The following is a 25,245-nucleotide window of genomic DNA, read 5'->3' as shown; positions in this document are numbered from 1 at the left end:
AAGCGACCGATCCCCCGGGCGGCGTAACCCATGGCATTGCGAAGCACCCTCACAGCGGCGTGGGCGGCGGCGCTGGTCTGCGGCCTGGTTGCCTGCGGCGGCTCGACGGGTAAGTCCCCGACCGAACCGTTGATGATGGACGTGACCATCGCCCACGGGCAGGTCAACCCCACCAACGCCGCGCTGCAGGCCAAGGTGCACCAGCAGATCACCCTGCACGTCACCAGCGACGCCGCCGACGAACTACACGTACATTCCACGCCCGATCACAAATTCCAGGTCGCGGCGGCACCCAACCAGACGTTCCAGTTCGCCGTCGACGTTCCCGGCAACGTCGCGGTGGAGCTGCACCATCTGGACCGCACAATCGCGACCATCCAAGTGCAGCCGTGAGTTCCGCCGCCGCGGCGGTGGTGCTCGCGCACGGGCTCGGGGGGTCGGGTGACCTTCCGGTGCCCTACGCCTACGCGATGGTCGGGGCGGCCTGGGCACTGACGTTCACGTTCGCCCTGGTGGCGTTCGCGTGGCGACGGCCGCGGTTCGATCCCCTCAAGGCGGGCCGACCGCTGCCGGCGGCGCTGACGACGTTCGTCGATTCCAGGGTGACCCGGTGGTCGGCCGCTGCGCTGGCCCTGGTGTTCGCGGCGTGGGTGGTGGCCGCCGGGGTGTGGGGTCCCGAATCGGAGTCCAACGCGCTGCTGGGCGCGTTCTATGTGCTGTTGTGGGTCGGGTTGGTGGCGCTGTCCTTGGCCATCGGGCCGGTGTGGCGGGTGATTTCGCCCATGCGCACGGTCTATCTGCTGTTGCGGCGCATCGCCCCGGAGCGGCTCGGCCGGTCGCGACTGACCTATCCCGAAGGCTGGGGCTACCGGCCCGCCGCGGTCGGCCTGTTCGCCTTCGTCTGGATGGAGTTGGCCAGCCCGAACCCGGCGTCGCTGCCCTGGGTCAGGGCGTGGATAGCCGGCTACGCCGTGCTGATGCTGGTCGGTGCGTGGTTGTGCGGGCAACGCTGGCTGGCGCGCGCCGACCCGTTCGGTGTGTACAGCGTGGCCGTCTCCCGGCTGTCGCCATTTCGCCGGAATTTCGAGACCGGGCGGATCGTGGTCGGAAACCCGCTCGACCATCTGCCGTCGCTGCCGGTGCGTCCGGGCGTCGTGGTGCTGCTGGCGGTGCTCCTCGGGTCCACCGCATTCGACAGCTTCTCGTCGTCGCCGACGTGGCGGGGCTTCTCCGACCAGCTGACCCGTGACTTCGGAGCGCCGCCGACGTTGTCGTCGTCGGCGCTGCGCACCGCGGGACTGATTGTCTTCATCGGCGTTGTGGCAGTGACGTTTTCACTCGCGGCACGCGCTACCGGCGGCGTCAGCGCAGAGCAACGTCGTGAATTGCCCGGCGAGATGGCACATTCGCTGATCCCGATCGTGGTGGGCTACATCTTCGCGCACTACCTGTCCTATCTGGTCGAGCGTGGACAACAGGCGGTGTTCGCGCTGGCCGACCCGTTCGGTCACGGGTGGAACCCGCTCGGCCTGGCGCATCTGCACGTGGCTTACGTCTTGTCCATGCACCCGCCGGTGCTCGCCGCGATCAAGGTGACCTGCGTGGTCACCGGGCACATCGTCGCGGTGATCGCCGCGCACGACAAAGCCCTGCGGCTGCTGCCCGCCGGACATCAGCTGACCGGGCAGCTGACGATGATGCTGGTGATGGTCGGCTACACGTTCACCGGTTTGTATTTGCTCTTCGGGGGGTAGGCGTCCGGGCGTGCGCTACTTAACGCCCTCGCGAGCAGCGCGGCCGCGGCGTAGCGGGTCAACTCAACACCGAGTCGACGTCGGGTGATGCGCCCGACCGAGTCGATCCCCCCGGACGAGCAGAAGCCGGCCCGCAAGAAAAGGCGTCGCCCGCGAGCGCTGTCCTGGATCAGCATCCAATCCAAGGTGCTGCTGATGTTGCTGGTGTCCAGCCTGGCGTCGCTGGGCGTGATCGGAACGGTCGAGTACGTCGCCGCGCGCAATGCGCTGTTGCCGGCGGCTTCCGAGCGGATGACGCAGCTGCGTGAGGCACAGAAACGCGCCATCGAAACGCTATTCTCCGACCTGTCGGATTCGCTGGTCGTCTACAGCCGGGGCAACACCGCGCTGGAAGCGGTGCAGGCATTCACGGCCGGGTTCGACGAACTGGCCAACGCGCCGGTCGACCCAGGCCAGCAGCGAGCGCTGGTGGATTTCTACAACGAGCGGCTGATCAAACCGCTGGAGCGCGATACCGGCACCAAGCTCGCTTTGGACGCCGTGCTGCCCAGCAACAATTCGCAGAGGTATCTGCAAGCGCACTACACCGTTGCGGCGCATGGGTCTTCGAATCCGACCGGGCCCGCGCCCGACGACGCCGGCGATGGCAGTGCCTGGTCGGCCGCTAATGTCCGCTTCAACGACTACTTCCGTGAGATCGCCACCCGCTTCGAATACCGGGACGCGATGCTGCTGGACACCCGGGGCAACGTGGTTTACACCGTGCGCAAGAGCGCCTCGCTGGGCACCAACGTCCTGACCGGTCCGTATCGCCAATCCAACCTGCGTGACGCCTACGAGAAGGCGATGGCCGCGGCGTCGGTGAACTTCGTGTGGATCACCGACTTTCAGCCGTATCAGCCTCAGCTGGGTCAGCCCATCGCCTGGTTGGTCGCACCGATCGGTCCACCGGGCAAGCCCGCCGGAGTGTTGGCGCTGCCATTACCGATCGCGAAGGTGAATCGGATCATGACCGCCGACAAGCAGTGGCGGGCCGCGGGCATGGGCCAGACCGCCGAGACCTATCTGGCCGGCCCGGACAATCTGATGCGCTCCGATTCGCGCTTGTTCCTGGAAGATCCGCAGCGATACCGGCGTGAGGCGCTGGCCGCCGGCTCCCGGCGCGAGACCGTCGACACCGCGATCAGGTGGGGCGGCACCACATTGGTCCAGCCCGTCGCCACCGCGGCGGTGCGGGCCGCGCAACGCGGCGAGGCGGGGACGGTGACCGACACCGGTTATCTGGGCCGACGCGAACTCGCGTCTTATGCCCCATTGTCCCTGCCGAATTCCGACCTGCATTGGTCGATCTTGGCGACCAGGGAGTCCGCGGAGGCCAACGCCCGGGTCGCATCGCTCACCCAGACGTTGATATTGACAACAACTGCAATGGTTTTCGTCATTTGTGTGGCCGCGCTGCTGGTCGCCCAGATATTCGTGCGGCCCATACGCAGGTTGCAGGCCGGCGCCCGGGAGATCAGTGCGGGCAACTACGACGTCAAGATCCCGGTCACCTCACGAGACGAAATCGGTGAGCTCATGGCCGCTTTCAACGACATGAGCCGCAACCTGCAGATCAAAGAGGACCTGCTGACCGAACAACGAAAGGAAAACGATCGGCTGCTCCGCTCGTTGATGCCCGAACCGGTGGCGCGACGCTACCGCGAGGGCGAGCAAACGATCGCCCAGGAGCACCAGGACGTCACCGTCATCTTCGCCGACATCATCGGCCTGGACGACATCTCGGGCAAGCTGTCCGGTCGCGAACTTGTCGGCCTCGTCGACCAACTGGTCCGGGAACTCGATTCGGCTGCGGAATCCCTTGGTATCGAGCCGATCCGCACGCTGCACAACGGCTACCTGGCCAGTTGCGGCCTGAACTTCCCGCGCCTGGACAGCGTCCACCGCACCGTCGACTTCGCCGTCGAGATGCAGGACATCATCGCGCGCTTCAACAGCAAGACCGGCTACCACCTTTCCTTGCGCGCCGGTATCAACACCGGCAACGTGATCAGCGGACTGGTCGGCCGGTCCAGCATCGTCTACGACATGTGGGGAGCAGCCGTCAACCTGGCTCATCAAACCCGTGGCAGCACAACGCAATCGGGAATCTACGTCACCTCAAAGGTGTACGAGGTCATGCACGACATCCGCCGATTCACCCCGGCGGGCACCATCACTGTCGGCGGTGTCGAGCAGCAGATCTGGAAATTGTCGGAAGGGCAGGGCCAGTGAGAACCTTTGACTCGTCATCACTTTATTGGGCTGCGGGCGTGGTGTTCGGCCTGCCGCTGCTGCTGATCGCGCTGACCGAATGGCATCAGATCCTCACCCGCAAGAACAGCCCGCTGGCGCGGCCCGCGCTGCTGCTGCGCAGTTACCTCGTTCCACTGGGCGCGCTGCTGGTGCTGCTGGTGAATGTGGCCAGGATGCCGGCCCAGTTCACCTCGGTTCGGGTGCTGGCCACGGTGTTCGGTTTCGTGGTGCTGGTGCTGCTGTTGTCCGGGCTCAACGCAACGGTTTTCGAGGGCGCCCCGCAGGGATCCTGGCGCCAGCGGATTCCGGGCATCTTCCTGGACGTCACCCGGTTCGTGCTGATCGGGGTGGGTCTGGCGGTCATCTTCTCCTACGTCTGGGGGGTGCGCGTCGGAGGTCTTTTCACCGCGCTGGGCGTGACCTCGGTGGTCATCGGTTTGATGCTGCAGAATTCGGTCGGCCAGATCGTGTCGGGCCTGTTCATGTTGTTCGAGCAGCCGTTCCGGATCGGCGACTGGCTGGACACCTCGGCGGCCCGGGGCCGGATCGTGGAGGCGAACTGGCGGTCGGTGCACATCCAGACCGGCCATGGACTGCAGATCACGCCGAACTCGGTGCTGGCCACCACCTCGTTCACCAATCTCAGCCGCCCGCCCGGTGGGCATCAATTGACAATCACCACAACCTTTTCCGAGGCCGATCCGCCGGACCGGGTATGCGCGCTGCTGGAGCGGGTCGCCAACGCACTACCGCAACGCAGGCCCGACGCGATGGCGTTGTCGGTGCCCGCCGGAGGTGCCGAGTATCGAGTCACCGTCGGACTGAAGTCACCCGCTGATGATTCGGCGGCGCAAGCCGCTTTCCTGCGCTGGCTCTGGTACGCGGCCCGGCGCGAGGGCCTGCACCTCGATGGCGCCCAAGACGACATTTCGACGCCGGAGCGCATCGAAAAGGCGTTGCGGACCATGGTGGCGCCGGCACTGCGGCTCAGCCAACCGGATCAGCACGAATTGGCGTCGCACGCGAAAATCGTTCGCTACGGGGCGAACGAGATCGTCGAGCATGCGGGTCGGGTGCCCGTCAAGATGACGTTTCTGATCGAGGGCGGCGTGCGGTTGACCGCCACCGCCCCGGACGCAACGGTGGTCGGAGTCGGCGACCTGAACGAGGGCTCGTTCCTGGGTGTGACCGCGCTGACCCGTCAGCCCAACCTGTCCGATGCGCAGGCCATCGACGAGGTGACCGCGCTGGAGATCGACCGCGATCACCTCGTCCAACTGGTGATGGATAAGCCGCTGCTGTTACAGGAGCTGGGCCGGACGATCGACGAGCGGCGCGCTCGCGTGCAGGAGGCCACCGCGCGTGAGTTCGCGACGTCGCGCGGTTAATCGATGGTGGCGACGAGCCGCTAACCGATCCGCCGCGCTTGCGATCGCCACTAGCCAGTGCCGGCGACGAGCCGCTAACCGATCAGGTGTTCCACCTTTTTATTGCCATCCCAGCGACGCAAACCCACAAAGCTGCCGTCGATCTGGGCGGGCCGGCCCGCGACGCGCAGTGCCCGCCCGAGGTGGCCGCCGCCGACTCGCCGGGCCATCGTGACGTGCGCGGTCCACTGATCGGGCAGGCTGTTGGGCATCGGACCGGGCGTCAAGTACGGACCGCACAGCCGGTGCACCCGGGCATGCAGGGCCAGCAGCTCGCCGGTCGGCACCACCAGCCGCGCGAAAACCGCACTGGCGCGGCCGAATAACAGCGGTGCACCGATGCGGCAGCCCAACGGCAGCTGCTCGGTCACCGGGCTCAGCAGCTCGTCAACGTCGGCGGCGATGCCTTCGGCCACCGCCAGCGTCACGTGTGGCCGGCTGGCCGGTGCCTGACTGGGAATTCCGGCCGCGGCCAACGCTTCCCATATATGCCGGATCGCCGCCTCGGTGTCGCGGTCGAAGATCAACTCGATTGAGTGGACCATCAGCCGACCAGCGAGGTGACCCAGTCGCGGTCGAATGCCTTCGCGCACAACGCCGCAAACTCGGCCGCGTCCAGCGATGCCGCCCCTGCCGGCAGCGCGGCGCGTACCGTGGCCAGCCGGGCCAGCGCTGATCGATTCGTCGTCTCCACCAACCCGGCTTCCCGGGGCCAGCTGCCGATGACCAGCCCTGCACACGAAAGGTTATGTGTGGCAAGCGATTCCAGAGTCAGTGCGGTGTGATTGAGGGTGCCCAATGACGGGCTGACCACCACCAGCACCGCGGCGTTCAGCGCTGCGGCGAGATCGCGGGCGGTGACACCGTTTTCGCCGAGTTCGACCAGCAGTCCGCCGGCTCCTTCGACCAGCGTCAGCCGCCCCGGCCGGTCCAACCTTGCGATCAGCGCCAGTAGCTGCTCGCGGCTGGGCAACGGCATTCCGGCCGCCTCGGCGGCGGCTACCGGCGCCATCGGCTGCGGGTACCGCCCGAACCCGGCCAGCTCGGTCACCCCGGACAGCCGGGCCACCTCAGCGAGGTCGTCGTCGCCATCGTCGGTGCCGGTCTGGACCGGCTTACACACGGCCACGTCGATGCCGGCCTGACGGGCGTGACAGGCCAGCGCGGCGGTGACGACCGTCTTGCCGACCCCGGTGTCGGTGCCGGTGACGACCAGAACCGTCACCGGCGTGCCTCAACCAAGCTTGGCGAGCACATCGGTCAGCACCCGGCGCGCGAGCTCCAGCTCCGCGTCGTCCAGCGACGCGCGGGCGGTCAGTCGCAGCCGCGACGTCCCGGCGGGCACGGTCGGGGGCCGGAAGCAACCGACTCGCACGCCGGCGTCCAGGCAGGCGGTCGCGGCGGCCACCGCCACGTCGGGATCGCCCAGGATCACCGACACCACCGCCGACTGCGGCTTCGGGGCTGAGTGCCCGACTGCGTCGCAGGCTTCGGCCAGCACGGCGGCGTGCCGCAACACCGCGTCGGACCGCCAGGGCTCGGCCCGCAGCACGGTCAGCGCGGCCCGCGCGGCGCCGACCGCCGCCGGGGCCAGGCCGGTGTCGAAGATGAAGGTCCGCGCCGCGTCGATCAGGTGCGCGCGTACCGACGCCGGGCCCAGAACCGCACCACCCTGACTGCCCAGCGCCTTGGACAGCGTGGTGGTCATGACCACGTCGGGCGCACCGGCCAGCCCGGCCTCGTGCAGCAGCCCACGTCCGCCGCCGCGCACCCCCAGACCGTGCGCCTCGTCGACGATCAGCAGGGCGCGGTGGCGGCGGCACACCTCGTGCAGCTCTCGCAGCGGCGCCAGTGCGCCGTCGGTGGAAAACACCGATTCGGTGATGACGACCGCGCGCTCCTCGTCGCGCGACCGCAGCGCCGCCTCGACGGCGCCGACGTCGCGATGCGGCGTCACCGCCACCCGCGCCCGCGACAGCCGGCAGGCGTCCACCAGCGACGCGTGCGAGTAAGCATCGGAGACCAACAGGGAACCGCGCCCCGACAAGCCGACGACGGCACCCAGGTTGGCCGCGTATCCCGACGAGAAGAGCAGTGCCGAGGCCGCGCCGACGTAGTCGGCCAGTTCGGACTCGAACTGCTGGTGTAGCTCGGTGTCGCCGGTGACAAGCCGCGACCCGGTCGCGCCGGCGCCCCACATGCGCAGCGCGGCGACCCCGCCGTCGATCACGTCGGGATGTTGCGACAGCCCGAGGTAGTCATTGGATGCCAGGTCCAGCTCTGTGGCGACGGCGGGACGCGGCCGCAGCGAGCGGCGCAGCCCGGCCTCGCGGCGCTGGCGTTCCACCGCCTCCAGCCAGGCCAGCGGGGAAACCTCGATCGGTGCCTTCATCGACCTAGAGCCTACGAGAGCCGGTGCGCTGTGCGACCTGCACCATTGCCGAGGCGATCTGGGAGATCTCGCCGGGCGTGCAGATATAGGGCGGCATCGCATAGACCAGGTTGCGAAATGGGCGCAGCCAGACGCCTCTGTCCAGCGCCGTCGGGGTGGCGACGGCCAAGTCAACCGGACCCTCGCATTCGATGACGCCGATGGCGCCGCACACCCGCACGTCGGTCACCCCGGGCAACGCGCGGGCCGGCTCGAGCCCGGCCGCCAGGCCGGCGCCGATCTCGGCGACCCGCGACCGCCAGTCTTGACCGAGCAGCACCTCGACGCTGGCCACCGACACCGCACAGGCCAGCGCATTGGCCATGAACGTGGGACCGTGCATCAGGGCTCCGGCCTGGCCGGCGCTGATGGTGTGGGCGATGTCGGTGCTGCACAAGGTGGCGGCCAAGGTCAGGTATCCGCCGGTCAGCGCCTTACCGACACACATGATGTCCGGGCTCACCCCGGCGTGGTCGGCCGCGAAGAGCTCGCCGGTGCGGCCGAAGCCGGTGGCGATCTCGTCGAAGATCAGCAGCACCTCGTGCCGCAGGCAGATGTCCCGCAGGTCGCGCAGATATTGCGGGTCGTGGAAGCGCATGCCGCCGGCACCCTGCACGACGGGCTCGACGACGACGGCGGCCAGTTCGGCGGCGTGCTCGGCCAGTTGCGCCTCGAACGCCCCGCTGTAGGCCGGGTCGTAGTGCCGGGGCACCTGCGGGGCGAACACCTGCTGGGCCAGAATGTCGGTCCACAGCGAGTGCATGCCGCCGTCAGGGTCGCAGACGCTCATCGGTGTGAAGGTGTCGCCGTGGTAGCCGCCGCGCCAGGTCATCAGCCGATGCTTGCCGGGCCGGTTGCGGCTGCGCCAGTACTGCAGCGCCATCTTGACCGCCACCTCCACCGACACCGACCCGGAGTCGCTGAAGAACACCGTTTCCAGCCCCGGCGGGGTGATGTCGACCAGCAGTTGGGCCAGCCGGGCCGCCGGCTCATGGGTCAGGCCGCCGAACATGACGTGGTTCATGGTCTCGAGCTGGGCGGACAAGGCCGCATCCAGCACCGGATGACCGTGACCGTGGATCGCGGTCCACCAGGAGCTCATGGCGTCCAGCGCTTCGACCGGGCGGCCGTTGCGGATCAGGGTGAGCCAGGCGCCGCGGGCGCCGACCGCCACCACGGGGGCGACGGATTCGGCGCCGATGGTGCTGTACGGATGCCAGAGATGCGCGGCGTCGATCGCGCTGATCTGCTCGGGCGTCAGCCCGGCCTTCGCCGCGGGCATAGTGATCGAGGGTAAAGCAGCCGATTCGCGCAAAACCGGGACGTCGGGAAGCATGGGACATCATGGCCATGCCGCAGCAGCCCGACACCGCAGGGCCAGATCCCGAGGCCGGTCACGTCGCGGGGCCCGGTTGGTCAAGGGACACGCACTACCCGCTGGTGGAGTACGACGACGAAGCGCCCCGGGTGATTCGCTTGCGGCTGGTGCCCTGGGACGTCGTCTGCACCGTCGTGCTGCTGGTGCTCCTGGTTCTGCTGGCCACCGTCACGACGTGGCCGACGCGGCTCTTTGGCTTCCTGACCAACGTCTGCGACGACGAATCCTGCGGTCCGGTCCCCTACGGGCTGGACCTGTACATCCACCCGGTGGTGTGGGGCGGTATCGGCGCGGCCATCACCGCCGCCGTCATCGGTCCGGTGGTTTCGCTGCTGAAGGGCTGGTACATGTCCTTCTGGCCGGTGCTGGCGCTGGCGCTGGTTATGGTCAGCTCGGTGGCCGGATCGTTGCTGACCATGTTCAGCGAACGCTACTGGGTCTGATACCGCCCCGGCCGCCCACCGCAGGTCGTGCGCTTTCGTGGTGGACTGAGACCGAAATCACAACTGCGGATACGCGATTGGGCGCCGCAGTCACCGTCCGGTCACGGTACGACAAAAAATCCCGTGCGCATCTGGCGGCTAACACCTTGTGTTGTCAAAGTGGCTTCTGTGACTGATGTGAATACAGCGGCCTGATCGCTTATTCACGTCGCAAGTGCCATGGACGGCGCTCGGCCCCAGTGCGGGGGTCGTCGCGTTCATGGACCGGGGGCGGACGCGCGCGGTCACCGCGTTGAGGCCCATTGAGCGCCTGGACAGGCCAGGGAAAGGCCAGAAACATGAAACGCATCTACGCCTTCGCGATCGGTTTGGCCCTGTTGGGGGCGCCGATGGTGGCTCCCACCGTCGCGACCGCCGACCCGGGCGCCAGGTCGATGGACTATCAGCAGGCCACCGACGTGGTGATCGCCCGCGGCCTGTCGCAGCGCGGCGTGCCGTTCTCCTGGGCCGGTGGCGGCATCAACGGCCCCACCCGCGGCACCGGCACCGGCATCAACACCGTTGGTTTCGACGCCTCGGGGCTGATGCAGTACGCGTACGCCGGCGCCGGCATCAAGCTGCCGCGTTCATCGGGCGCGATCTACCGGGTCGGCCAGAAGATCTCGCCGCAGCAGGCCCGCAAGGGTGACCTGATCTTCTACGGCCCCGAGGGCACCCAAAGCGTGGCGATGTACCTGGGCAACAACCAGATGCTCGAGGTCGGTGACGTCGTGCAGGTGTCACCGGTGCGTGCCAACGGCATGACGCCCTACATGGTCCGGGTCCTCGGCGCCTCCGCACCGGCACAGGCGCCGTTGCAGCAAGCGCCGCAGCAGCTGCCCGCCCAGCAGGCGCCGTACCAGCAGACTCCGCAACAGCTGCCCACCCAGCAGGCCCCGGCGCAACAGCTTCCGGCGCAACAGGCCCCGCTGCAGCAGTCACCGTTCCAGCAAGCGCCCGTGCAGCTGCCCGCCCAGCAGGCCCCGGCGCAGCAGCTTCCGGCGCAGCAAGCACCGCTGCAGCAAGCACCGTTCCAGCAAGCGCCCGTGCAGCAGCTGCCTACCCAGCAGGCGCCGCTGCAGCCGGCCGGTGCCGGCTTCGGAGGGTAATTTCCGCGGCCGTTCCACGGCCGTCCGACACCCGCCACTTGCTCCCCCACCCGCGCGGTGTGGATGCTTCAGCGACGCGCTGAGCAGCCTCCCGACCGCGAGGTGTCGGGAGCGGGTGGCGGGTTTTCGGTAAATTGGCAGTCGATCATGCAGACCCCGTCATCGCCTCCGTCACCGGACGCCACCACCGATCCGGAGGTTGCGGGAGTCCATCAACCGGGGTCGCGGGGGTTCTATCGTTACGACCTCGACGGCCTGCGCGGCGTTGCGATTGCGCTCGTCGCGGCCTTCCATATCTGGTTCGGCCGGGTCTCCGGCGGCGTGGACGTGTTCCTGGCACTGTCCGGATTCTTCTTCGGCGGCAAGGTCATTCGCGCCGCACTGAACCCGGCTGTGACGCTGTCTCCGGTGGCGGAGGTGACCCGGCTCATCCGTCGCCTGGTGCCCGCCCTGGTCGTGGTGCTGGCCGGTTGCGCGGCGCTGACCATCATGGTTCAACCCGAAACCCGCTGGGAGACTTTCGCCGACCAAAGTCTTGCCAGCCTCGGCTACTACCAGAACTGGGAACTGGCCAACACCGTCTCTGACTACCTGCGGGCGGGCGAAGCCGTCAGTCCCCTGCAGCACATCTGGTCGATGTCGGTGCAGGGCCAGTTCTACGTCAGCTTCCTGTTGCTGATCGCCGGCCTGACCTACCTGTTCCGGCGCCGGCTGGGCACCCGGCTGCGGACCCTGTTCCTGGTGGTGCTGACCGCGTTGACGGTGGCTTCGTTCGTCTACGCGATCATCGCGCATCAGCAGGATCAGGCGGCTGCCTACTACCACACCTTCGCGCGGGGTTGGGAGTTGTTGCTGGGCGCCCTGGTTGGCGCCGCGGTGACCCACATCCGCTGGCCGATGTGGTTACGGACTGTGTTGGCCACGGTCGCGCTGGCCGCGGTGCTGTCCTGCGGGGCGCTGATCGACGGCGTGCGGGAGTTCCCCGGCCCGTGGGCCCTGGTCCCGGTCGGCGCCGCCATGCTGATGATCCTCGTCGGGGCCAACGTGTCCGGTGGCCGTGGCACCGGGGGCCGCTTGCCGCTGCCCAATCGGCTGCTGGCGACGCGCCCGCTGGTGGAGCTGGGCGCGATGGCGTATTCGCTGTACCTCTGGCACTGGCCGTTACTCATCTTCTGGCTGTCCTACAGCGGCCACAAGCACGCCAACTTCGTCGAAGGCGTCGGGTTGCTGCTGGTGTCGGGTGTGCTGGCCTATTTGACCAACCGGCTCGTCGAGGATCCGTTGCGCTACCGCGCATCCTCCAAGCCGGCGGTCCCGGTGCCGGCACTGAGCACTCCGTGGCTGCAGCGTCTGCCCCGTCCGACGCTGGCGCTGGGATCGGCCATCGTGCTGCTGGGCGTGACCCTGACCGCGACCTCGTTCACCTGGCGTCAGCACGTCACCGTCTTGCGGTCGGCCGGCAAGGAGCTCAGCGTCCTCAACCCCCAGGACTATCCCGGCGCACGTGCCCTCACCCAACACGTGCGGGTGCCCGCATTGCCCATGCGGCCCTCCGTCTTAGAGGTCAAGCAGGATCTGCCCGCCACCACCAAGGACGGCTGCATCAGCGACTTCGTCAACCCGACGGTGGTCAACTGCATCTACGGCGACGTGGCCGCCGACCGGACCATCGCGCTGGCGGGCGGGTCACATGCCGAGCACTGGCTGCCCGCGCTGGAGATCCTGGGCAGGCTGCACCACTTCAAGGTGGTGACCTACCTCAAGATGGGCTGCCCGCTGTCGACCGAGCAGGTCCCGCTGATCATGGGGAACAACGCCCCCTACCCGCAGTGCCGGGAATGGGTGCAGCGAACGATGACCAAACTGGTCACCGATCGGCCCGATTATGTGTTCACCACCACGACCCGGCCGTGGAACATCAAAACCGGCGATGTGATGCCCGCCACCTATATCGGGATCTGGCAAACGTTGTCCGACAACAACATTCCCATCCTCGGGATGCGCGACACGCCGTGGCTGGTGAAAAATGGCCAGCCGTTCGACCCGGCTGATTGCCTTGCCAAACGCAACGGCACCGCCCAGTCGTGCGCGATCAAGCGTTCCGACGTACTCTCCGACCGCAACCAGACACTCGACTTCGTCGGGCAGTTCCCGCAGCTCAAGGTGCTCGACATGTCGGACGCGATCTGCCGCACCGACGTCTGCCGCCCGGTCGAGGGAAACATCCTGATCTATCACGGTGCTCACCACCTGTCCCCCACCTACGCGCGGACCATGGCACCCGAGCTGGGCCGCCAGATCGGCGAGGCGACCGGCTGGTGGTGAGCCGGCTTACTCCTGGCCGCTAGCGCGCGTGGGCGTAACACCGCACGGATAAAGTCGAACGGTGTCAACCAACAGTCCCGCTTCAGCAGCAGGCGGTAACCGCGAACCCAAACTCGCCACCGTGTGGCCGGGAAACCCGTATCCGCTCGGCGCCGCCTACGACGGCGCGGGAACCAACTTCTCGTTGTTCTCCGAAATCGCCGAGAAGGTCGAGCTGTGCCTGATCGACGACCAGGGCAGTGAATCACGAATTCCGCTCGAGGAGGTGGACGGATTCGTCTGGCACGCCTATCTGCCCAACATCACCCCGGGGCAGCGCTACGGCTTTCGCGTCTACGGCCCCTTCGAACCGGCGGCCGGTCACCGTTGCGACCCGAGCAAGCTGCTGCTCGACCCGTACGGCAAGGCATTTCACGGCGATTTCACCTTCGGTCCGGCGCTGTTCTCCTACGACATGAAGGCCGTCAACCCGGACGGGCCCAACGCCGATGGCGCCGACCCGGGCATTCCGCCGATGATCGACTCGCTGGGCCACACCATGACCAGTGTGGTGAGCAACCCGTTCTTCGACTGGGGTTCTGACCGGGCGCCGCTCACCCCGTACCACGAGACGGTCATCTACGAGGCCCACGTCAAGGGCATGACGCAAACCCATCCGAGCATCCCCGAGGAGTTGCGCGGCACCTACGCCGGCCTGGCCCACCCGGCGGTCATCGACCACCTCAAATCACTGCGGGTGACTGCCATCGAGCTGATGCCGGTGCACCAGTTCATGCACGACTTCCGGCTGCTGGATCTGGGTTTGCGGAACTACTGGGGATACAACACATTTGGGTTCTTCGCGCCGAACAACGAGTATGCGGCCAACCGAAAGTCCAGCGTCCCCGAGTTCAAGTCGATGGTGCGCAGCTTCCATGAAGCCGGCATCGAGGTGATCCTCGACGTGGTGTACAACCACACCGCCGAGGGCAACCATCTCGGCCCGACCATCAACTTCCGCGGCATCGACAACGCCGCCTACTACCGGCTGATGGACAACGACCTGCGGCTCTACAAGGACTACACCGGCACCGGCAACAGCCTGAACCCACGGCATCCGCACGTGCTGCAGCTGATCATGGACTCCCTGCGCTACTGGGTGACCGAGATGCACGTGGACGGCTTCCGCTTCGACCTGGCCGCCACGTTGGCCCGCGAACTGCACGACGTCGACCGATTGAGCGCGTTCTTCGATCTGGTGCAGCAGGATCCGATCGTCAGCCAGGTCAAACTGATCGCCGAACCGTGGGACGTCGGCGAGGGCGGCTACCAAGTCGGGAATTTCCCGGGTTTGTGGACCGAGTGGAACGGGAAGTATCGCGATACTGTGCGCGATTACTGGCGGGGCGAGCCCGCAATCCTGGGCGAGTTCGCTTCCCGGCTGACCGGGTCGTCGGACCTGTACGAGGCGACCGGCCGGCGCCCCAGCGCCAGCATCAACTTCGTCACCGCCCACGACGGATTCACCCTCAACGACCTGGTGTCCTACAACGAAAAACACAACCTGGCCAACGGGGAGGACAACCGGGACGGGGAAAGCCACAACCGATCATGGAACTGCGGCGTGGAAGGCCCCACCGACGACCCTGACATCAACGAACTGCGCTTCCGCCAGATGCGCAACTTCTGGGCGACCCTGATGCTCAGCCAGGGCACGCCGATGATCGCCCACGGTGACGAGTTCGGGCGCACCCAGAACGGCAACAACAACGTGTACTGCCAGGACTCCGAATTGTCTTGGATGGACTGGACTTTGGTCGACAAGAATGCCGACCTGCTGGCGTTCGCGCGCAGAGTCAGCACGCTGCGTAAGCGCCATCCGGTGTTTCGGCGGCGCCGCTTTTTCGAGGGTGAGCCGATCCGCAGTGGCGACGAGGTGCGCGACATCGCCTGGCTGAACCCAAGCAGCCGCGAGATGACACATGAGGACTGGGGCGAAAGCATTCACAAGTGCGTGGCGGTGTTCCTCAACGGTGAGGCCATCAGCGCACCGAACGCCCGGGGCGAGCGGGTGGTGGACGACTCATTCCTGTTGTGTTTCAACGCCGGTGAAGACGCGGTGGATTTCGTGACGCCCAACAGCGACTACGCGAAAGAGTGGACCGTGGAACTGGACACCAACGAACCGACGGGCCGCAAAGAAGGAGTCGAACAGGTGGTAACCGCCGAAGAGAAGGTGTCACTGCCGTCGCGTTCGCTGCTGGTATTGCGTAAGACGCAGTGACGCATGGCTTTACCCGTCATCTCGACCTACCGGCTGCAACTGCGTGGTGAATCCAGTGGGTTCGCTTTCACCTTCGCCGACGCCGAAAATCTGCTGGACTATTTGAAAGACCTTGGGGTCTCGCACCTGTACCTGTCGCCGATCACGACCGCGACCACGGGATCGAGCCATGGCTACGACGTCACCGACCCCACCACGGTGTCCGCCGAGATCGGCGGCGCCGAGGGCTTGGCGCGGTTGTCGGCGGCGGCCCGGGCTCGTGGACTGGGACTGATCGTCGACATCGTGCCCAACCATGTGGGCATCGATCAGCCTCAGCAGAACCCGTGGTGGTGGGATGTCCTGCGGAACGGTCGTTCGTCGCCCTACGCAACGTATTTCGACATCGACTGGAACCTCGATGACGACGGCCGCATCGTGCTGCCGGTGCTGGGATCCGACGACGACGCCGCCGGCCTCACCGTCGACGGGGACCTGCTGCGGCTGGGCGATCTGGCGCTGCCGATCGCGCCCGGCACCGGGGAGGGCAGCGGCCCGGAGGTGCACGACCGCCAGCACTACCGGCTGGTCGGCTGGCGAAACGGGGTGTGCGGCTACCGCCGGTTCTTCTCGATCACCTCGCTGGCGGGGTTGCGTCAAGAGGACCGTGCTGTCTTCGACGCCACCCACGCCGAAGTCGCGCGGTGGTTCACCGAGGGACTCGTCGACGGCATCCGCATCGATCACCCCGACGGCCTGTCCGATCCGTGCGGATATCTGGCCTGGCTGCGCGAATTGACCGGCCCGGAGGCCTGGATCGTGATCGAGAAGATTCTGGCCGTCGACGAGGCGCTCGAGCCCACCCTGCCCGTCGACGGCACCACCGGTTATGACGTGCTGCGCGAAATCGGCGGAGTGCTGGTGGATCCCAACGGCGCCCCGGCACTGACCGCGCTGGTGGAATCCGCCGGCGTGGACTACCAGGCGATGCCTGCCATGCTGGTGGACCTCAAGATCCGTTCGGCCACCGAAACTTTGGCAAGCGAACTGCGCAGGCTGCGGCGCAGCATCGTGGCCGCCGCGGGCGCCGATCACCCGCTGCTGCCCGGAGCGGTTGCCGCCCTGCTGAGCCATATCGAGGTCTACCGCAGCGACTACCCCGGACTGGTTGCCATGCTGCCCGCCGCGTTGGCCGAAACCGAGGCGGCCGCACCGGAGTTGGGCCCCGCGCTGCAGGTGCTGGCCGCGGCCCTGGCCCGCGGCGGCGAGCCGGCCACGCGGTTACAGCAGCTCTGCGGGGCCGTCACCGCCAAGTCCGTCGAGGATTGCCTGTTCTACCGTGACGCCCGGCTGGTTTCGCTGAACGAGGTGGGTAGCGAGCCGCAACGCTTCGGTGTCGGAGCGGCCGAATTCCATCTCAGCGCCGCCAACCGTGCCCGGTTGTGGCCGCGCACGATGACGACGCTGACCACTCATGACACCAAACGCGGCGAGGATGTTCGGGCCCGGATTTCGGTGCTCTCACAGGTGCCGTCGCTGTGGACCGAGTTCGTCGCCCGCTGGGAGATCGAAGCCCCCTCCCCCGATCCGGCAACCGGACAGTTCCTGTGGCAGAACATCTTCGGTATATGGCCGGTCAACGGCGAGGTCACCGCCGAGCTGCGTGACCGGCTGCACAGCTACAGCGAGAAGGCCATCCGGGAAGCGGCCTGGCATACCTCGTGGAACGACCCGGACGCCGCATTCGAGGACGCGGTGCACCGATGGCTGGACTCCGTGCTCGACGGTCCGGTAGCCGGTCAGCTGACCGAGCTTGTCGCCCAACTCAATCCGCATGCGGCCAGTGACGCTTTGGCCCAGAAGCTGCTGGCGCTGACCGTGCCCGGGATCCCCGATGTGTACCAGGGCACCGAGCTGTGGGATGACAGCCTGGTCGACCCGGACAATCGCCGCGCGGTCGATTATCCGGCCCGGCGCGCGGCCCTGCAGGCGCTGGAGCACCCGAAGATCCGGGTCGTCACCACGGCGCTGCGCATCCGCCGCCGCTATCCGGACACCTTCCTGCACGGCGACTACGTCCCGGTGCTGGCCAACGGTGATGCCAGCGATCACGTGCTGGCCTTCCGCCGCGGCGAGGACATCGTGGTGGCGGTGGCCAGATGGACTGTGCGGCTGGCCGAAACCGGCTGGGGCAATGCGGTTTTGCCGCTCCCGGACGGAACCTGGAAAGACACGCTCACCGGGGTGATCGCCGACGGGCCGACATCGGCGGCCCAGTTGTTCGCCGACCTGCCGGTGGCGTTGCTGGAGCGCCACCATGACTGAATTCCGGGTCTGGGCGCCCAAGCCGGCACTGGTTCGGCTCGACGTCGACGGCCAGGTGCACACGATGACGCGCTCGAATGACGGCTGGTGGCATGCGGTGGTGGACACCGCGCCGGACGCCCGCTACGGCTATCTGCTCGATGACGATCCCACGGTGCTGCCCGACCCGCGCTCACCCCGTCAGCCCGACGGTGTGCACGCCCGTTCGCAGTTGTGGGATCCGGCCGCAGCGACGTGGACCGACTCCGGGTGGGCCGGTCGCCCGGTCGAAGGCGCGGTGATCTACGAACTGCACCTGGGCACCTTCACAGAAGCCGGAACCTTCGACTCGGCCATCGAGAAGCTGGACTATCTGGTCGATCTCGGCGTGGACTTCGTTGAGCTTATGCCGGTGAACTCCTTTGCCGGGACTCATGGTTGGGGATACGACGGCGTGCTGTGGTACAGCGTGCACGAACCCTACGGCGGTCCCGACGGGCTGGTGCGCTTCGTCGACGCCTGCCACGCCAAGGGCTTGGGGGTGCTGATCGACGCGGTCTTCAACCACCTCGGTCCGTCCGGGAACTACTTGCCGCGGTACGGGCCCTACCTGTCGTCGGCGAGCAATCCCTGGGGTGAAGGCATCAACATCGCCGACGCCGACTCCGACGAGGTCCGCCGCTACATCATCGGGTGCGCGTTGCGCTGGATGCGCGATTTCCACGCCGACGGCCTGCGCCTGGACGCCGTCCACGCCCTGGTGGACACCACCGCGATCCACATCCTCGAGGAGCTTGCTACCGAAACCGATTGGCTGGCAGAGCAATTGGGACGCCCGCTATCGCTGATCGCGGAGAGCGACCTGAACGACCCGCGGCTGATCACGCCACGCGATCGTGGGGGCTACGGCCTGACCGGGCAATGGGCCGATGACATCCATCACGCCATCCACACCGCGGTATCGGGCGAGCGTCAGGGCTACTACGGCGACTTCGGCAGCCTGCCCACCCTGGCCCAGACGCTGCGCCACGGCTTCTTCCACGCCGCGACCTACTCGTCGTTCCGGCATCGCCGGCATGGACGGCCACTGGACACCAGCGAGAAATCCGGCATTCCGGCCACCCGGCTGGTCGCCTACACCTGCACACACGATCAGGTCGGCAACCGCGCCCTGGGAGACCGGCCGTCGCAGAACCTGACCGGCGGCCAGCTGGCCATCAAGGCGGCACTCGCGCTCGGATCGCCCTACACCACCATGCTTTTCATGGGTGAGGAGTACGCCGCCTCGACCCCGTTCCAATTCTTCAGCTCGCATCCCGAACCGGAGCTGGCCCGGGCCACCGCCGAAGGACGCAAAGCCGAGTTCGCCGAACACGGCTGGGACGCCGACGAGATCCCCGACCCGCAGGACCCGCAGACGTTTGCGCGCTCCAAGCTGGACTGGGCTGAGGTGGACACCGGTGAACACGCCCGGCTGCTCCGCCTATACCGCGACCTGATCGCGTTGCGCCGCAACCATCCCGACATGGCCGATCCCTGGTTGGACAATCTCACGATCGATTACGACGAGGGCCAAGGCTGGATCGCGGTGTCCCGGGGCCGGCTGCGCATCGTGTGCAATCTCGGCGCCGAGCAGGTGCGGGTTCCGGTCAGCGGCGAGGTGGTACTGGCCTGGGACGAACCGGCCGTCGACGCCGACGGCACTGTGCTACAAGGCCATTCGTTCGCCATCCTGTCGGTGTGAGCGGGCTGTGGATAACTGATTAGCGGCCGTGGCGGCTGACCGTGATGATGCCGGACATGAGTCAATCCGAATTCGGCCACCCACTGCGACGGATCTGCCTGCACAAGTCGGGCCGCCGTGCTAAGAAACCGGGCGCGCCGACCGCGCGCCACGACGTGCCCGCGCATCCGAGCGTCGAACTGTTGTGGCGCGGTCCCGGGCTCGGGGCCGCCGATGACGACAGTTGAGCCGCGGCTAGACGAGGGGCCGGTCGGACGGGCGCACCGCCTGGGCAACCGCGTCGGCGAGTGGATCGATCTCGTCGGCAGTCAGGTCGGAGATGGTGATCCGGATACCCGCCGGCGTCTGTATCCGGAACCGGCTGCCCGGCGCCGCCGCCCAGCCCGCGCCGAGCAGCCGGGAGACCGCGACCGCCTCGTCGGGAACCGGCACCCACACGTTCAGCCCGGAACGCCCGTAAGCCTGCAACCCGCGTTCGGCCAGGGCGGCGGACAGCCGTCGCCGGCCGGTCGCGTAGTGCCGCTCGGCGTCGGCGACCAGTTGCACCGCCGCGGGGTCGGACCACAGACCGACGGCGAGCCGCTGCAGGATGTGGCTCACCCAGCCTGGTCCGAGCCGCAACCGGCCGTGCACCCGCTCGACGGTGCGCTGGTCGCCGGCCAGGACGGCGACGCGCAGGTCCGGGCCGTAGGCCTTGGATGCCGAACGAACGAACGCCCAATGCCCTGTGCAGCCGGCCAGCGTGTGCAGCGGTGCACCGGAAATGCCTGCGCAGTGGTCGTCTTCGACCAGCAGCACATCGGGGCCTCGCCGGGCCAGCAGCTCACGCAGCGAATCGGCACGATCCGCCGAAAGCGCAGCGCCCGTGGGGTTTTGCGCACGATTGGTGAGCACCAGCGCTCGCGCCCCGCGACCCAGCGCCGCGGCCAAGTCGTCGGTCAGCGGCCCGTCGTCGTCGACCCGCACCGGCTCCGCCGAAAGACCCAGCGCGGCAAGCAGATCCAATAGGTTGGCCCAGCCTGGATCCTCGACGGCGACGCGATCGCCGGGGCGTAGGTGTGCGGTGAGCGCGCGCTCGATGCCGTCCAGGGCGCCACTGGTCACAGCGAGGTGATCGGCGGGGACCCCGTCCGCGGACAGCGTGCGGCGGGCGAACTCGGCCAGCGGCGCCGAGATGGCCGGTTCGCCGTAGAGCACCGGGCGACCCGCGCCGGGGCCGGCCGGCGGGGCGCTGGCAACAGGCAGCAGGTGCGGGTTCGGGTTGCCGGTCGACAGGTCGCGCACGCCCGCGGGAACGTCCAGTCCGAGCAGGGAACGCGGGGTGGTCGCCGGGCGATGGCGTACCCGGGTACCGCGCCGGCCTGCGGTCTCGACGGCCCCGCGATCGCGCAGCACGCGATAGGCCGCCGCGGCCGTGTTGGCGTTGACCCCGAGTTGCGCGGCCAGTTCGCGCACCGGCGGCAGCGCGTCGCCGGGGGCCAGCGACCCGGCCGAGATCGCCGCTTCGATGCTGGCGGCTATGGATTCCGCACCCGCTCCGGTTATGCTTTTTTGTACTGGCACGCAATACATTATGTACTAGAACAACAGATAAGGGCAATTTCGTGGACACCGCATACGAACCGACGGCGCGCACCACCCCGACCCGCTACCGGGAGCGCGCTCATTACCACCGTCGCGCCATTCACGACATCCTCGACGAGGCGCTGATCTGCCATCTGGGCTACCTGAGCGCCGGCGGGCCGGTGGTCCTACCCACCACTCATGCCCGACTCGGCGAGAAGCTCTACCTGCACGGTTCGACCGGCAGCGGCCCGCTGTTGGCGGCGAAGGCGGCCAACGCCTCGGGGTCGGGCCTACCCGTTTGCGTCACCGTCACGCTGGTCGACGGGCTGGTGCTGGCACGATCCGCGATGCACCACTCGGTGAACTTCCGCTCGGTGGTCGTGATGGGCGAGGCGCGCGTGGTCCACGATCCGGCGGAGAAGTTGCGGGCGCTGAACTGCCTGCTCGATCACATGGTGCCGGGGCGCGCCGCCGACTGCAGAGCCCCCGATGCCCGCGAGCTCGCCGCCACCGGGGTGCTCGCGCTCGACCTCGTCGACGTGTCGGCGAAGGTGCGCAGCGGTCCTCCGGCCGACGATCCCGAGGACCTTCCGCTGCCGCACTGGGCGGGGGTGGTGCCGCTGAGCCTGACGGCCGGAACACCGGTGCCGGCCGACGATCTGGCATCCGGCACTGCCGTGCCGGCATACCTACGCAACCACGGGCACTGAACTACCGGCGCTCACGCATCGGCTTATCGTCCGCGTGAACGCGGGCACGCCGGGTGTGGTCCCACCAGGATCCGACGAGCACGACGGTGCCGCCCCACGCCATGCCCAGCAGCCAGCCGGCCAACACATCGCTGACGTAGTGGACGCCCAGATAGACACGGGAAAACCCGATCACGAACACCGCGCCGGTCGCGATCGCCCATACCAGCACCCGCCCGGTCCACCACCGGATCAGCCAGCGGGTCAGCATCCACGCGGAGAGGACCATGATTGCGGCGGTGCCGGTTGCGTGTCCGGAGGGGAACGAATCCCCTTTCGCGTCGACCAGGGCGAAGGGCAAGGCCGGGCGGTCTCGACCCACCAGGACTTTGGCGGTGAAGAGCATCAGTGGAACCCCCGCGCCGCCAACCAGAGCAAGCACCACCGGCCGCCACGACCGGCACCGCCAACCGGCGGCAACGGCGATCGGCAAGGCAAGCACAACCAGAAAAGGGGGATCACCCGCGACGGTTATCGCTCGCAGCGTGCTGGTCAGCCACAGATCACGATGGGTCGCAAGCCATCGAGTCATCGGTTGGTCGAATCCGGCGATGCCGTCGCCTTCGAGCACGTCATCGAGCACTTCGGTGAAGCCGACCGCCAGCGTTACCACCACGACCAGCCCGAGAAGCAATGCGACACCGGCGACCTGGCTCGCGGGCAGCCGCCCGGCCAATGCCCGACCCCGGGTGCCGATCCGGTCGCGCACCCAGGTCAGCGTTTCGCCGACGACGGCGGAGTTGGACGCCCGTTCCCAGAGCCCGAGTAACCGCCGTCCGCGCCGAGCAATAAAAACCGCCGACCAGGCAAGCAGTATGAGCACGGCGACGATGCCGGCACTGACCGGGCCGAAACCGCCGGTGCCAGGTCCATACGGCGGGTGCATGTATCGCCAGGCTAGAGCAGCAGGTAGCGGTAGGCCGGCGAGCCCGGTTTCAGCGTCTCGACGTGCAGCTCCGTCGCACGCATCCGGGCCAGCAGCCCGTCCAGGTCGGCCGAGGATCCCAGCTGGATGCCGACCAGCGCCTCACCGGTCTCCCGGTTGTTGCGCTTGACGTACTCGAACAGGGTGATGTCGTCGTTGGGTCCGAGCACGGTGTCGAGGAACCGGCGCAGCGCGCCGGGCTCCTGCGGGAAATCCACCAGGAAGTAGTGCTTGAGACCGAGGTGCACCAGCGAGCGTTCGAGCACTTCGCCGTAGCGCGACACGTCGTTGTTGCCACCCGAAATCAGGCATACCACCGTCGAACCGGGTTCGATGTCGGCGTCGAGCAAACCGGTGACCGAGAGCGCGCCCGCGGGTTCGGCGATGATGCCCTCGTTCTGGTACAGGTCAAGCATCGCGGTGCACACCGCCCCCTCGTCGACGGCGGTGATCGACACCATGTCGCCGGCGGCCGCCAGCGCGGCGTAGGTCAGGTCTCCCGCCCGCCGCACCGCGGCGCCGTCGACGAACTGGTCGACGTGATCCAGTGCCACCGGCTCACCCGCGGACAATGCGGCCATCATCGCCGCGGCGCCGGCCGGCTCGACGCCGAGCACCGACGTGTTGTTCGTCCGCTCGGCGAGATACGTGGTGATGCCGGCGATGCAGCCGCCGCCGCCCACCGGTACCACCACCAGATCCGGCTCGTCGTCCAATTGATCGAGCAGTTCGACGGCGATGGTGCCCTGGCCCGCGATGGTGCGCAGATCGTCATAGGGCGGCACCAAGGTGGCGCCGGTGCTCTCCACATCGGCCCGGGCCGCGTCGGCGGCGAGATCGTAGGTGCTGCCGCCCACGATCAGGTCGATGAAGTCGCCGCCGTGATAGCGGATCCGGTCCCGCTTCTGCATGGGCGTCTTGGCCGGCACATAGACGCGGCCGTGAACCTGCAGCATCCGGCACGCGAAGGCGAAGCCCTGTGCGTGGTTGCCCGCCGACGAGCACACCACGCCCGCGGCCAGTTCGGCCTCGGACAGCTGGACCAGCAGGTTGTAGGCGCCGCGCAGCTTGTACGAGCGCACGATCTGCAGGTCCTCGCGCTTGAGGTAGACCTTCGCGCCGGTGATCGCCGACAACCGGTCGCTGAACTGCAACGGGGTCGGCGTGACCACCGCGGCGATCCGCTTGGCCGCGCTGTCGATGTCAGCCGCGGTTAACGGCGAGACGCGCGGGCTCTGGCTCAATTCGGCGGACACTGACTAATGGTGCCATGACGGCCGACCAACCCCGGAATTCAGTCGACCGGGGTCAGCACGAACACCGGGATCTGCCGGTCGGTCTTGGTCTGATACTCCGCGTAGTCCGGCCACGCCTCGACGGCACGCTCCCACCAGGTGGCCTTCTCATCGCCGAAGACCTCGCGGGCGTCGTAATCGCGGGTCACCGAGCCGTCCTGCAATTCGACGCGGGGGTTCTTCTTGATGTTGTGATACCAGACCGGGTGCTTCGGCGCCCCGCCCAGTGAGGCGACGACCGCGTATTGGCCGTCATGTTCGACCCGCATCAGCGGCGTCTTGCGGAGCTTGCCGGTCTTGGCGCCGACCGTGGTCAGCAGGATGATCGGCTTGCCCTTCATGTCGGCGGCCTCGGCGCCCCCCGACTCGGCGTATTTTTCAGCTTGCTCGCGAGACCAATCCAATGGGCTCGGCAGGTACTCCCCTTCTAGCGGCATGTCCCCAACTCTAAGCGCGGCTTTCGCGGTCCCGCCGCCTCCCCGGTCGTGGCCGCCGTAGCCGCATCCACCCCAGCGGTCACGACAAGGTGAACGCATGGTCGATTGCCCGCCTTTCAGCGACAACCGTTGTCGCTACCAGGCGGGCGCAAGCCATGCGCTCCCGCTGCGGCCCGGCGATCACGGCGCCGCGCCGGTGAGGTAGTGGGCGAGCACCGGACGCAGCCATTCGGTCAGCGTCGCGTCATCCATCGCGACCAGCGCGGGCACTCCAACGACGTTGCGCGCCATCGCAATTCCCAACACCTGCGACCCCACCATCGCGGTCCGCTCGGCGGCGCGGTCGGGTGTGACGGTGGCCAGCGCCGGGGCGACCTTTTCGACGAACAGTTCCAGTAGCGCCTCGGCGGCGGCCCGGTTGGTGGCGGCCGCGCGCAGCAGCGGCAAAAACGACCCGCCCGGATCCCACACCCGCACCAAAAACGGCACCAGGACGTCGGCGAGGCGTTCCGGGGCGACGTCGGTGAGGTCGGGGAAGGTGATCTCGAGCCGCGAGACCGCGGCGAACAATTCGGCCTTGTTGCCGAAATAGTGCATGACGAGTGCGGGATCGACGCCGGCCTCGGCCGCCACCGCACGGATGGTGGTCCGCTCGAAGCCGTGGGCGGAGAACAGGGTGCGGGCCGCACTCAGAATCGTCGCGCGGGTGACTTTGCCGTCGCGAGCCTTACCGGGCATGGCTGAAATTCTAGTTCAACAACTGTTGACATTGCCAGAGGCTG

At 67.7% G+C, this 25,245-nt stretch carries 21 protein-coding genes; 12 read left to right on the top strand and 9 right to left on the bottom strand.

Features of this window, described 5'->3' with window-relative positions:
- Window positions 1-30: 30 nt before the first annotated feature.
- From A5625_RS20220 to A5625_RS20205, 4 genes are all read left to right on the top strand, one after another.
- Window positions 31-393: a hypothetical protein gene (locus A5625_RS20220; protein WP_066998017.1), complete on the top strand. Its 363-nt coding sequence runs from the start codon at window positions 31-33 to the stop codon at window positions 391-393.
- Window positions 390-1,754 (top strand): hypothetical protein, encoded by a 1,365-nt coding sequence (locus A5625_RS20215; protein ID WP_066998014.1) that lies wholly within the window; start codon window positions 390-392, stop codon window positions 1,752-1,754. The genes A5625_RS20220 and A5625_RS20215 overlap by 4 nt, the downstream gene beginning before the upstream one ends.
- An 87-nt stretch (window positions 1,755-1,841) precedes the next feature.
- Entirely contained in the window at window positions 1,842-4,028 is a 2,187-nt protein-coding gene (locus A5625_RS20210; RefSeq protein WP_066998011.1) for an adenylate/guanylate cyclase domain-containing protein, read from the top strand.
- Complete coding sequence (locus A5625_RS20205; RefSeq protein WP_066998008.1) at window positions 4,025-5,437, top strand: mechanosensitive ion channel family protein; 1,413 nt, start codon at window positions 4,025-4,027, stop codon at window positions 5,435-5,437. Before A5625_RS20210 ends, A5625_RS20205 begins: the two co-directional genes overlap by 4 nt.
- A gap of 74 nt (window positions 5,438-5,511) precedes the next feature.
- On the opposite strand, the gene A5625_RS20200 is transcribed toward A5625_RS20205, so the two are convergent.
- From A5625_RS20200 to A5625_RS20185, 4 genes are read right to left on the bottom strand one after another with little or no spacing between them, the layout of a single operon-like run.
- Complete coding sequence (locus A5625_RS20200) at window positions 5,512-6,021, bottom strand: 2'-5' RNA ligase family protein (protein ID WP_066998005.1); 510 nt, start codon at window positions 6,019-6,021, stop codon at window positions 5,512-5,514.
- Window positions 6,021-6,701: a dethiobiotin synthase gene (gene bioD, locus A5625_RS20195; RefSeq protein WP_066998001.1), complete on the bottom strand. Its 681-nt coding sequence runs from the start codon at window positions 6,699-6,701 to the stop codon at window positions 6,021-6,023. The genes A5625_RS20200 and bioD overlap by 1 nt, the downstream gene beginning before the upstream one ends.
- Window positions 6,702-6,710: 9 nt before the next feature.
- The gene (locus A5625_RS20190) at window positions 6,711-7,868 is read right to left on the bottom strand and encodes an 8-amino-7-oxononanoate synthase (RefSeq protein ID WP_066997998.1); all 1,158 of its coding nucleotides are present in this window, start codon (window positions 7,866-7,868) and stop codon (window positions 6,711-6,713) included.
- A 4-nt stretch (window positions 7,869-7,872) separates the two neighbouring features.
- On the bottom strand, window positions 7,873-9,189 hold the full coding sequence (locus tag A5625_RS20185; RefSeq protein ID WP_066997995.1) for an adenosylmethionine--8-amino-7-oxononanoate transaminase: 1,317 nt from the start codon (window positions 9,187-9,189) through the stop codon (window positions 7,873-7,875).
- A 62-nt stretch (window positions 9,190-9,251) separates the two neighbouring features.
- Between A5625_RS20185 and A5625_RS20180 the strand changes: the two genes are divergently transcribed.
- The 7 genes from A5625_RS20180 (at window position 9,252) to A5625_RS29705 (ending at window position 19,718) form a co-directional block, all read left to right on the top strand.
- Window positions 9,252-9,728 (top strand): hypothetical protein, encoded by a 477-nt coding sequence (locus A5625_RS20180; protein WP_082984482.1) that lies wholly within the window; start codon window positions 9,252-9,254, stop codon window positions 9,726-9,728.
- A 338-nt stretch (window positions 9,729-10,066) separates the two neighbouring features.
- Window positions 10,067-10,876, top strand: a complete 810-nt coding sequence (ripD, locus tag A5625_RS20175; RefSeq protein WP_066997992.1) for an NlpC/P60 family peptidoglycan-binding protein RipD — start codon at window positions 10,067-10,069, stop codon at window positions 10,874-10,876.
- Between the two features lie 147 nt (window positions 10,877-11,023).
- Window positions 11,024-13,201 (top strand): acyltransferase family protein, encoded by a 2,178-nt coding sequence (locus tag A5625_RS20170; RefSeq protein ID WP_066997989.1) that lies wholly within the window; start codon window positions 11,024-11,026, stop codon window positions 13,199-13,201.
- 61 nt (window positions 13,202-13,262) lie between these two features.
- Window positions 13,263-15,464, top strand: coding sequence for a glycogen debranching protein GlgX (glgX, locus tag A5625_RS20165; RefSeq protein WP_066997986.1), 2,202 nt, complete (start codon window positions 13,263-13,265; stop codon window positions 15,462-15,464).
- 3 nt (window positions 15,465-15,467) lie between these two features.
- Complete coding sequence (gene treY, locus A5625_RS20160) at window positions 15,468-17,768, top strand: malto-oligosyltrehalose synthase (RefSeq protein WP_066997983.1); 2,301 nt, start codon at window positions 15,468-15,470, stop codon at window positions 17,766-17,768.
- Window positions 17,761-19,491 (top strand): malto-oligosyltrehalose trehalohydrolase, encoded by a 1,731-nt coding sequence (gene treZ / locus A5625_RS20155; protein ID WP_066997980.1) that lies wholly within the window; start codon window positions 17,761-17,763, stop codon window positions 19,489-19,491. Before treY ends, treZ begins: the two co-directional genes overlap by 8 nt.
- A gap of 56 nt (window positions 19,492-19,547) precedes the next feature.
- Window positions 19,548-19,718: a hypothetical protein gene (locus tag A5625_RS29705; protein WP_197516167.1), complete on the top strand. Its 171-nt coding sequence runs from the start codon at window positions 19,548-19,550 to the stop codon at window positions 19,716-19,718.
- A 7-nt stretch (window positions 19,719-19,725) separates the two neighbouring features.
- Here A5625_RS29705 and A5625_RS20145 read toward each other — a convergent pair whose 3' ends face one another.
- On the bottom strand, window positions 19,726-21,054 hold the full coding sequence (locus A5625_RS20145) for an aminotransferase class I/II-fold pyridoxal phosphate-dependent enzyme (protein WP_066998023.1): 1,329 nt from the start codon (window positions 21,052-21,054) through the stop codon (window positions 19,726-19,728).
- Window positions 21,055-21,095: 41 nt separating this feature from the next.
- Between A5625_RS20145 and A5625_RS20140 the strand changes: the two genes are divergently transcribed.
- Window positions 21,096-21,767 (top strand): pyridoxamine 5'-phosphate oxidase family protein, encoded by a 672-nt coding sequence (locus A5625_RS20140; RefSeq protein ID WP_066997973.1) that lies wholly within the window; start codon window positions 21,096-21,098, stop codon window positions 21,765-21,767.
- Between the two features lies 1 nt (window position 21,768).
- Here the strand turns inward: A5625_RS20140 and A5625_RS20135 are convergent, their stop codons facing one another.
- From A5625_RS20135 to A5625_RS20120, 4 genes are all read right to left on the bottom strand, one after another.
- Window positions 21,769-22,692, bottom strand: a complete 924-nt coding sequence (locus A5625_RS20135) for a phosphatase PAP2 family protein (protein WP_066997970.1) — start codon at window positions 22,690-22,692, stop codon at window positions 21,769-21,771.
- A gap of 11 nt (window positions 22,693-22,703) precedes the next feature.
- The gene (gene ilvA / locus A5625_RS20130) at window positions 22,704-23,987 is read right to left on the bottom strand and encodes a threonine ammonia-lyase (RefSeq protein ID WP_066997967.1); all 1,284 of its coding nucleotides are present in this window, start codon (window positions 23,985-23,987) and stop codon (window positions 22,704-22,706) included.
- A gap of 38 nt (window positions 23,988-24,025) precedes the next feature.
- Window positions 24,026-24,463, bottom strand: a complete 438-nt coding sequence (locus A5625_RS20125) for a nitroreductase family deazaflavin-dependent oxidoreductase (RefSeq protein ID WP_066997963.1) — start codon at window positions 24,461-24,463, stop codon at window positions 24,026-24,028.
- A 180-nt stretch (window positions 24,464-24,643) separates the two neighbouring features.
- Entirely contained in the window at window positions 24,644-25,201 is a 558-nt protein-coding gene (locus A5625_RS20120; protein ID WP_066997960.1) for a TetR/AcrR family transcriptional regulator, read from the bottom strand.
- Window positions 25,202-25,245 lie beyond the last annotated feature (44 nt).

This window comes from Mycobacterium sp. 1465703.0 (genome assembly GCF_001672975.1).
In the GTDB taxonomy this organism is placed as follows: Bacteria; Actinomycetota; Actinomycetes; order Mycobacteriales; family Mycobacteriaceae; genus Mycobacterium.
The sequence above is the reverse complement of the archived record's forward strand: the minus strand, read 5'-3'. Positions and strand labels throughout refer to the sequence as shown.

Excerpts from the sequence above, each read along its gene's own strand:
- A5625_RS29705 (WP_197516167.1), top strand. The coding sequence starts at position 19,548 with ATGAGTCAATCCGAATTCGGCCACCCACTGCGACGGATCTGCCTGCAC.
- A5625_RS20190 (WP_066997998.1), bottom strand. The coding sequence starts at position 7,868 with ATGAAGGCACCGATCGAGGTTTCCCCGCTGGCCTGGCTGGAGGCGGTG.
- treZ (WP_066997980.1), top strand. The coding sequence starts at position 17,761 with ATGACTGAATTCCGGGTCTGGGCGCCCAAGCCGGCACTGGTTCGGCTC.
- A5625_RS20185 (WP_066997995.1), bottom strand. The coding sequence starts at position 9,189 with ATGCCCGCGGCGAAGGCCGGGCTGACGCCCGAGCAGATCAGCGCGATC.
- A5625_RS20170 (WP_066997989.1), top strand. The coding sequence starts at position 11,024 with ATGCAGACCCCGTCATCGCCTCCGTCACCGGACGCCACCACCGATCCG.
- A5625_RS20200 (WP_066998005.1), bottom strand. The coding sequence starts at position 6,021 with ATGGTCCACTCAATCGAGTTGATCTTCGACCGCGACACCGAGGCGGCG.
- ripD (WP_066997992.1), top strand. The coding sequence starts at position 10,067 with ATGAAACGCATCTACGCCTTCGCGATCGGTTTGGCCCTGTTGGGGGCG.
- treY (WP_066997983.1), top strand. The coding sequence starts at position 15,468 with ATGGCTTTACCCGTCATCTCGACCTACCGGCTGCAACTGCGTGGTGAA.
- A5625_RS20135 (WP_066997970.1), bottom strand. The coding sequence starts at position 22,692 with ATGCACCCGCCGTATGGACCTGGCACCGGCGGTTTCGGCCCGGTCAGT.
- A5625_RS20210 (WP_066998011.1), top strand. The coding sequence starts at position 1,842 with ATGCGCCCGACCGAGTCGATCCCCCCGGACGAGCAGAAGCCGGCCCGC.
- A5625_RS20180 (WP_082984482.1), top strand. The coding sequence starts at position 9,252 with ATGGCCATGCCGCAGCAGCCCGACACCGCAGGGCCAGATCCCGAGGCC.
- A5625_RS20120 (WP_066997960.1), bottom strand. The coding sequence starts at position 25,201 with ATGCCCGGTAAGGCTCGCGACGGCAAAGTCACCCGCGCGACGATTCTG.
- A5625_RS20220 (WP_066998017.1), top strand. The coding sequence starts at position 31 with ATGGCATTGCGAAGCACCCTCACAGCGGCGTGGGCGGCGGCGCTGGTC.
- A5625_RS20125 (WP_066997963.1), bottom strand. The coding sequence starts at position 24,463 with ATGCCGCTAGAAGGGGAGTACCTGCCGAGCCCATTGGATTGGTCTCGC.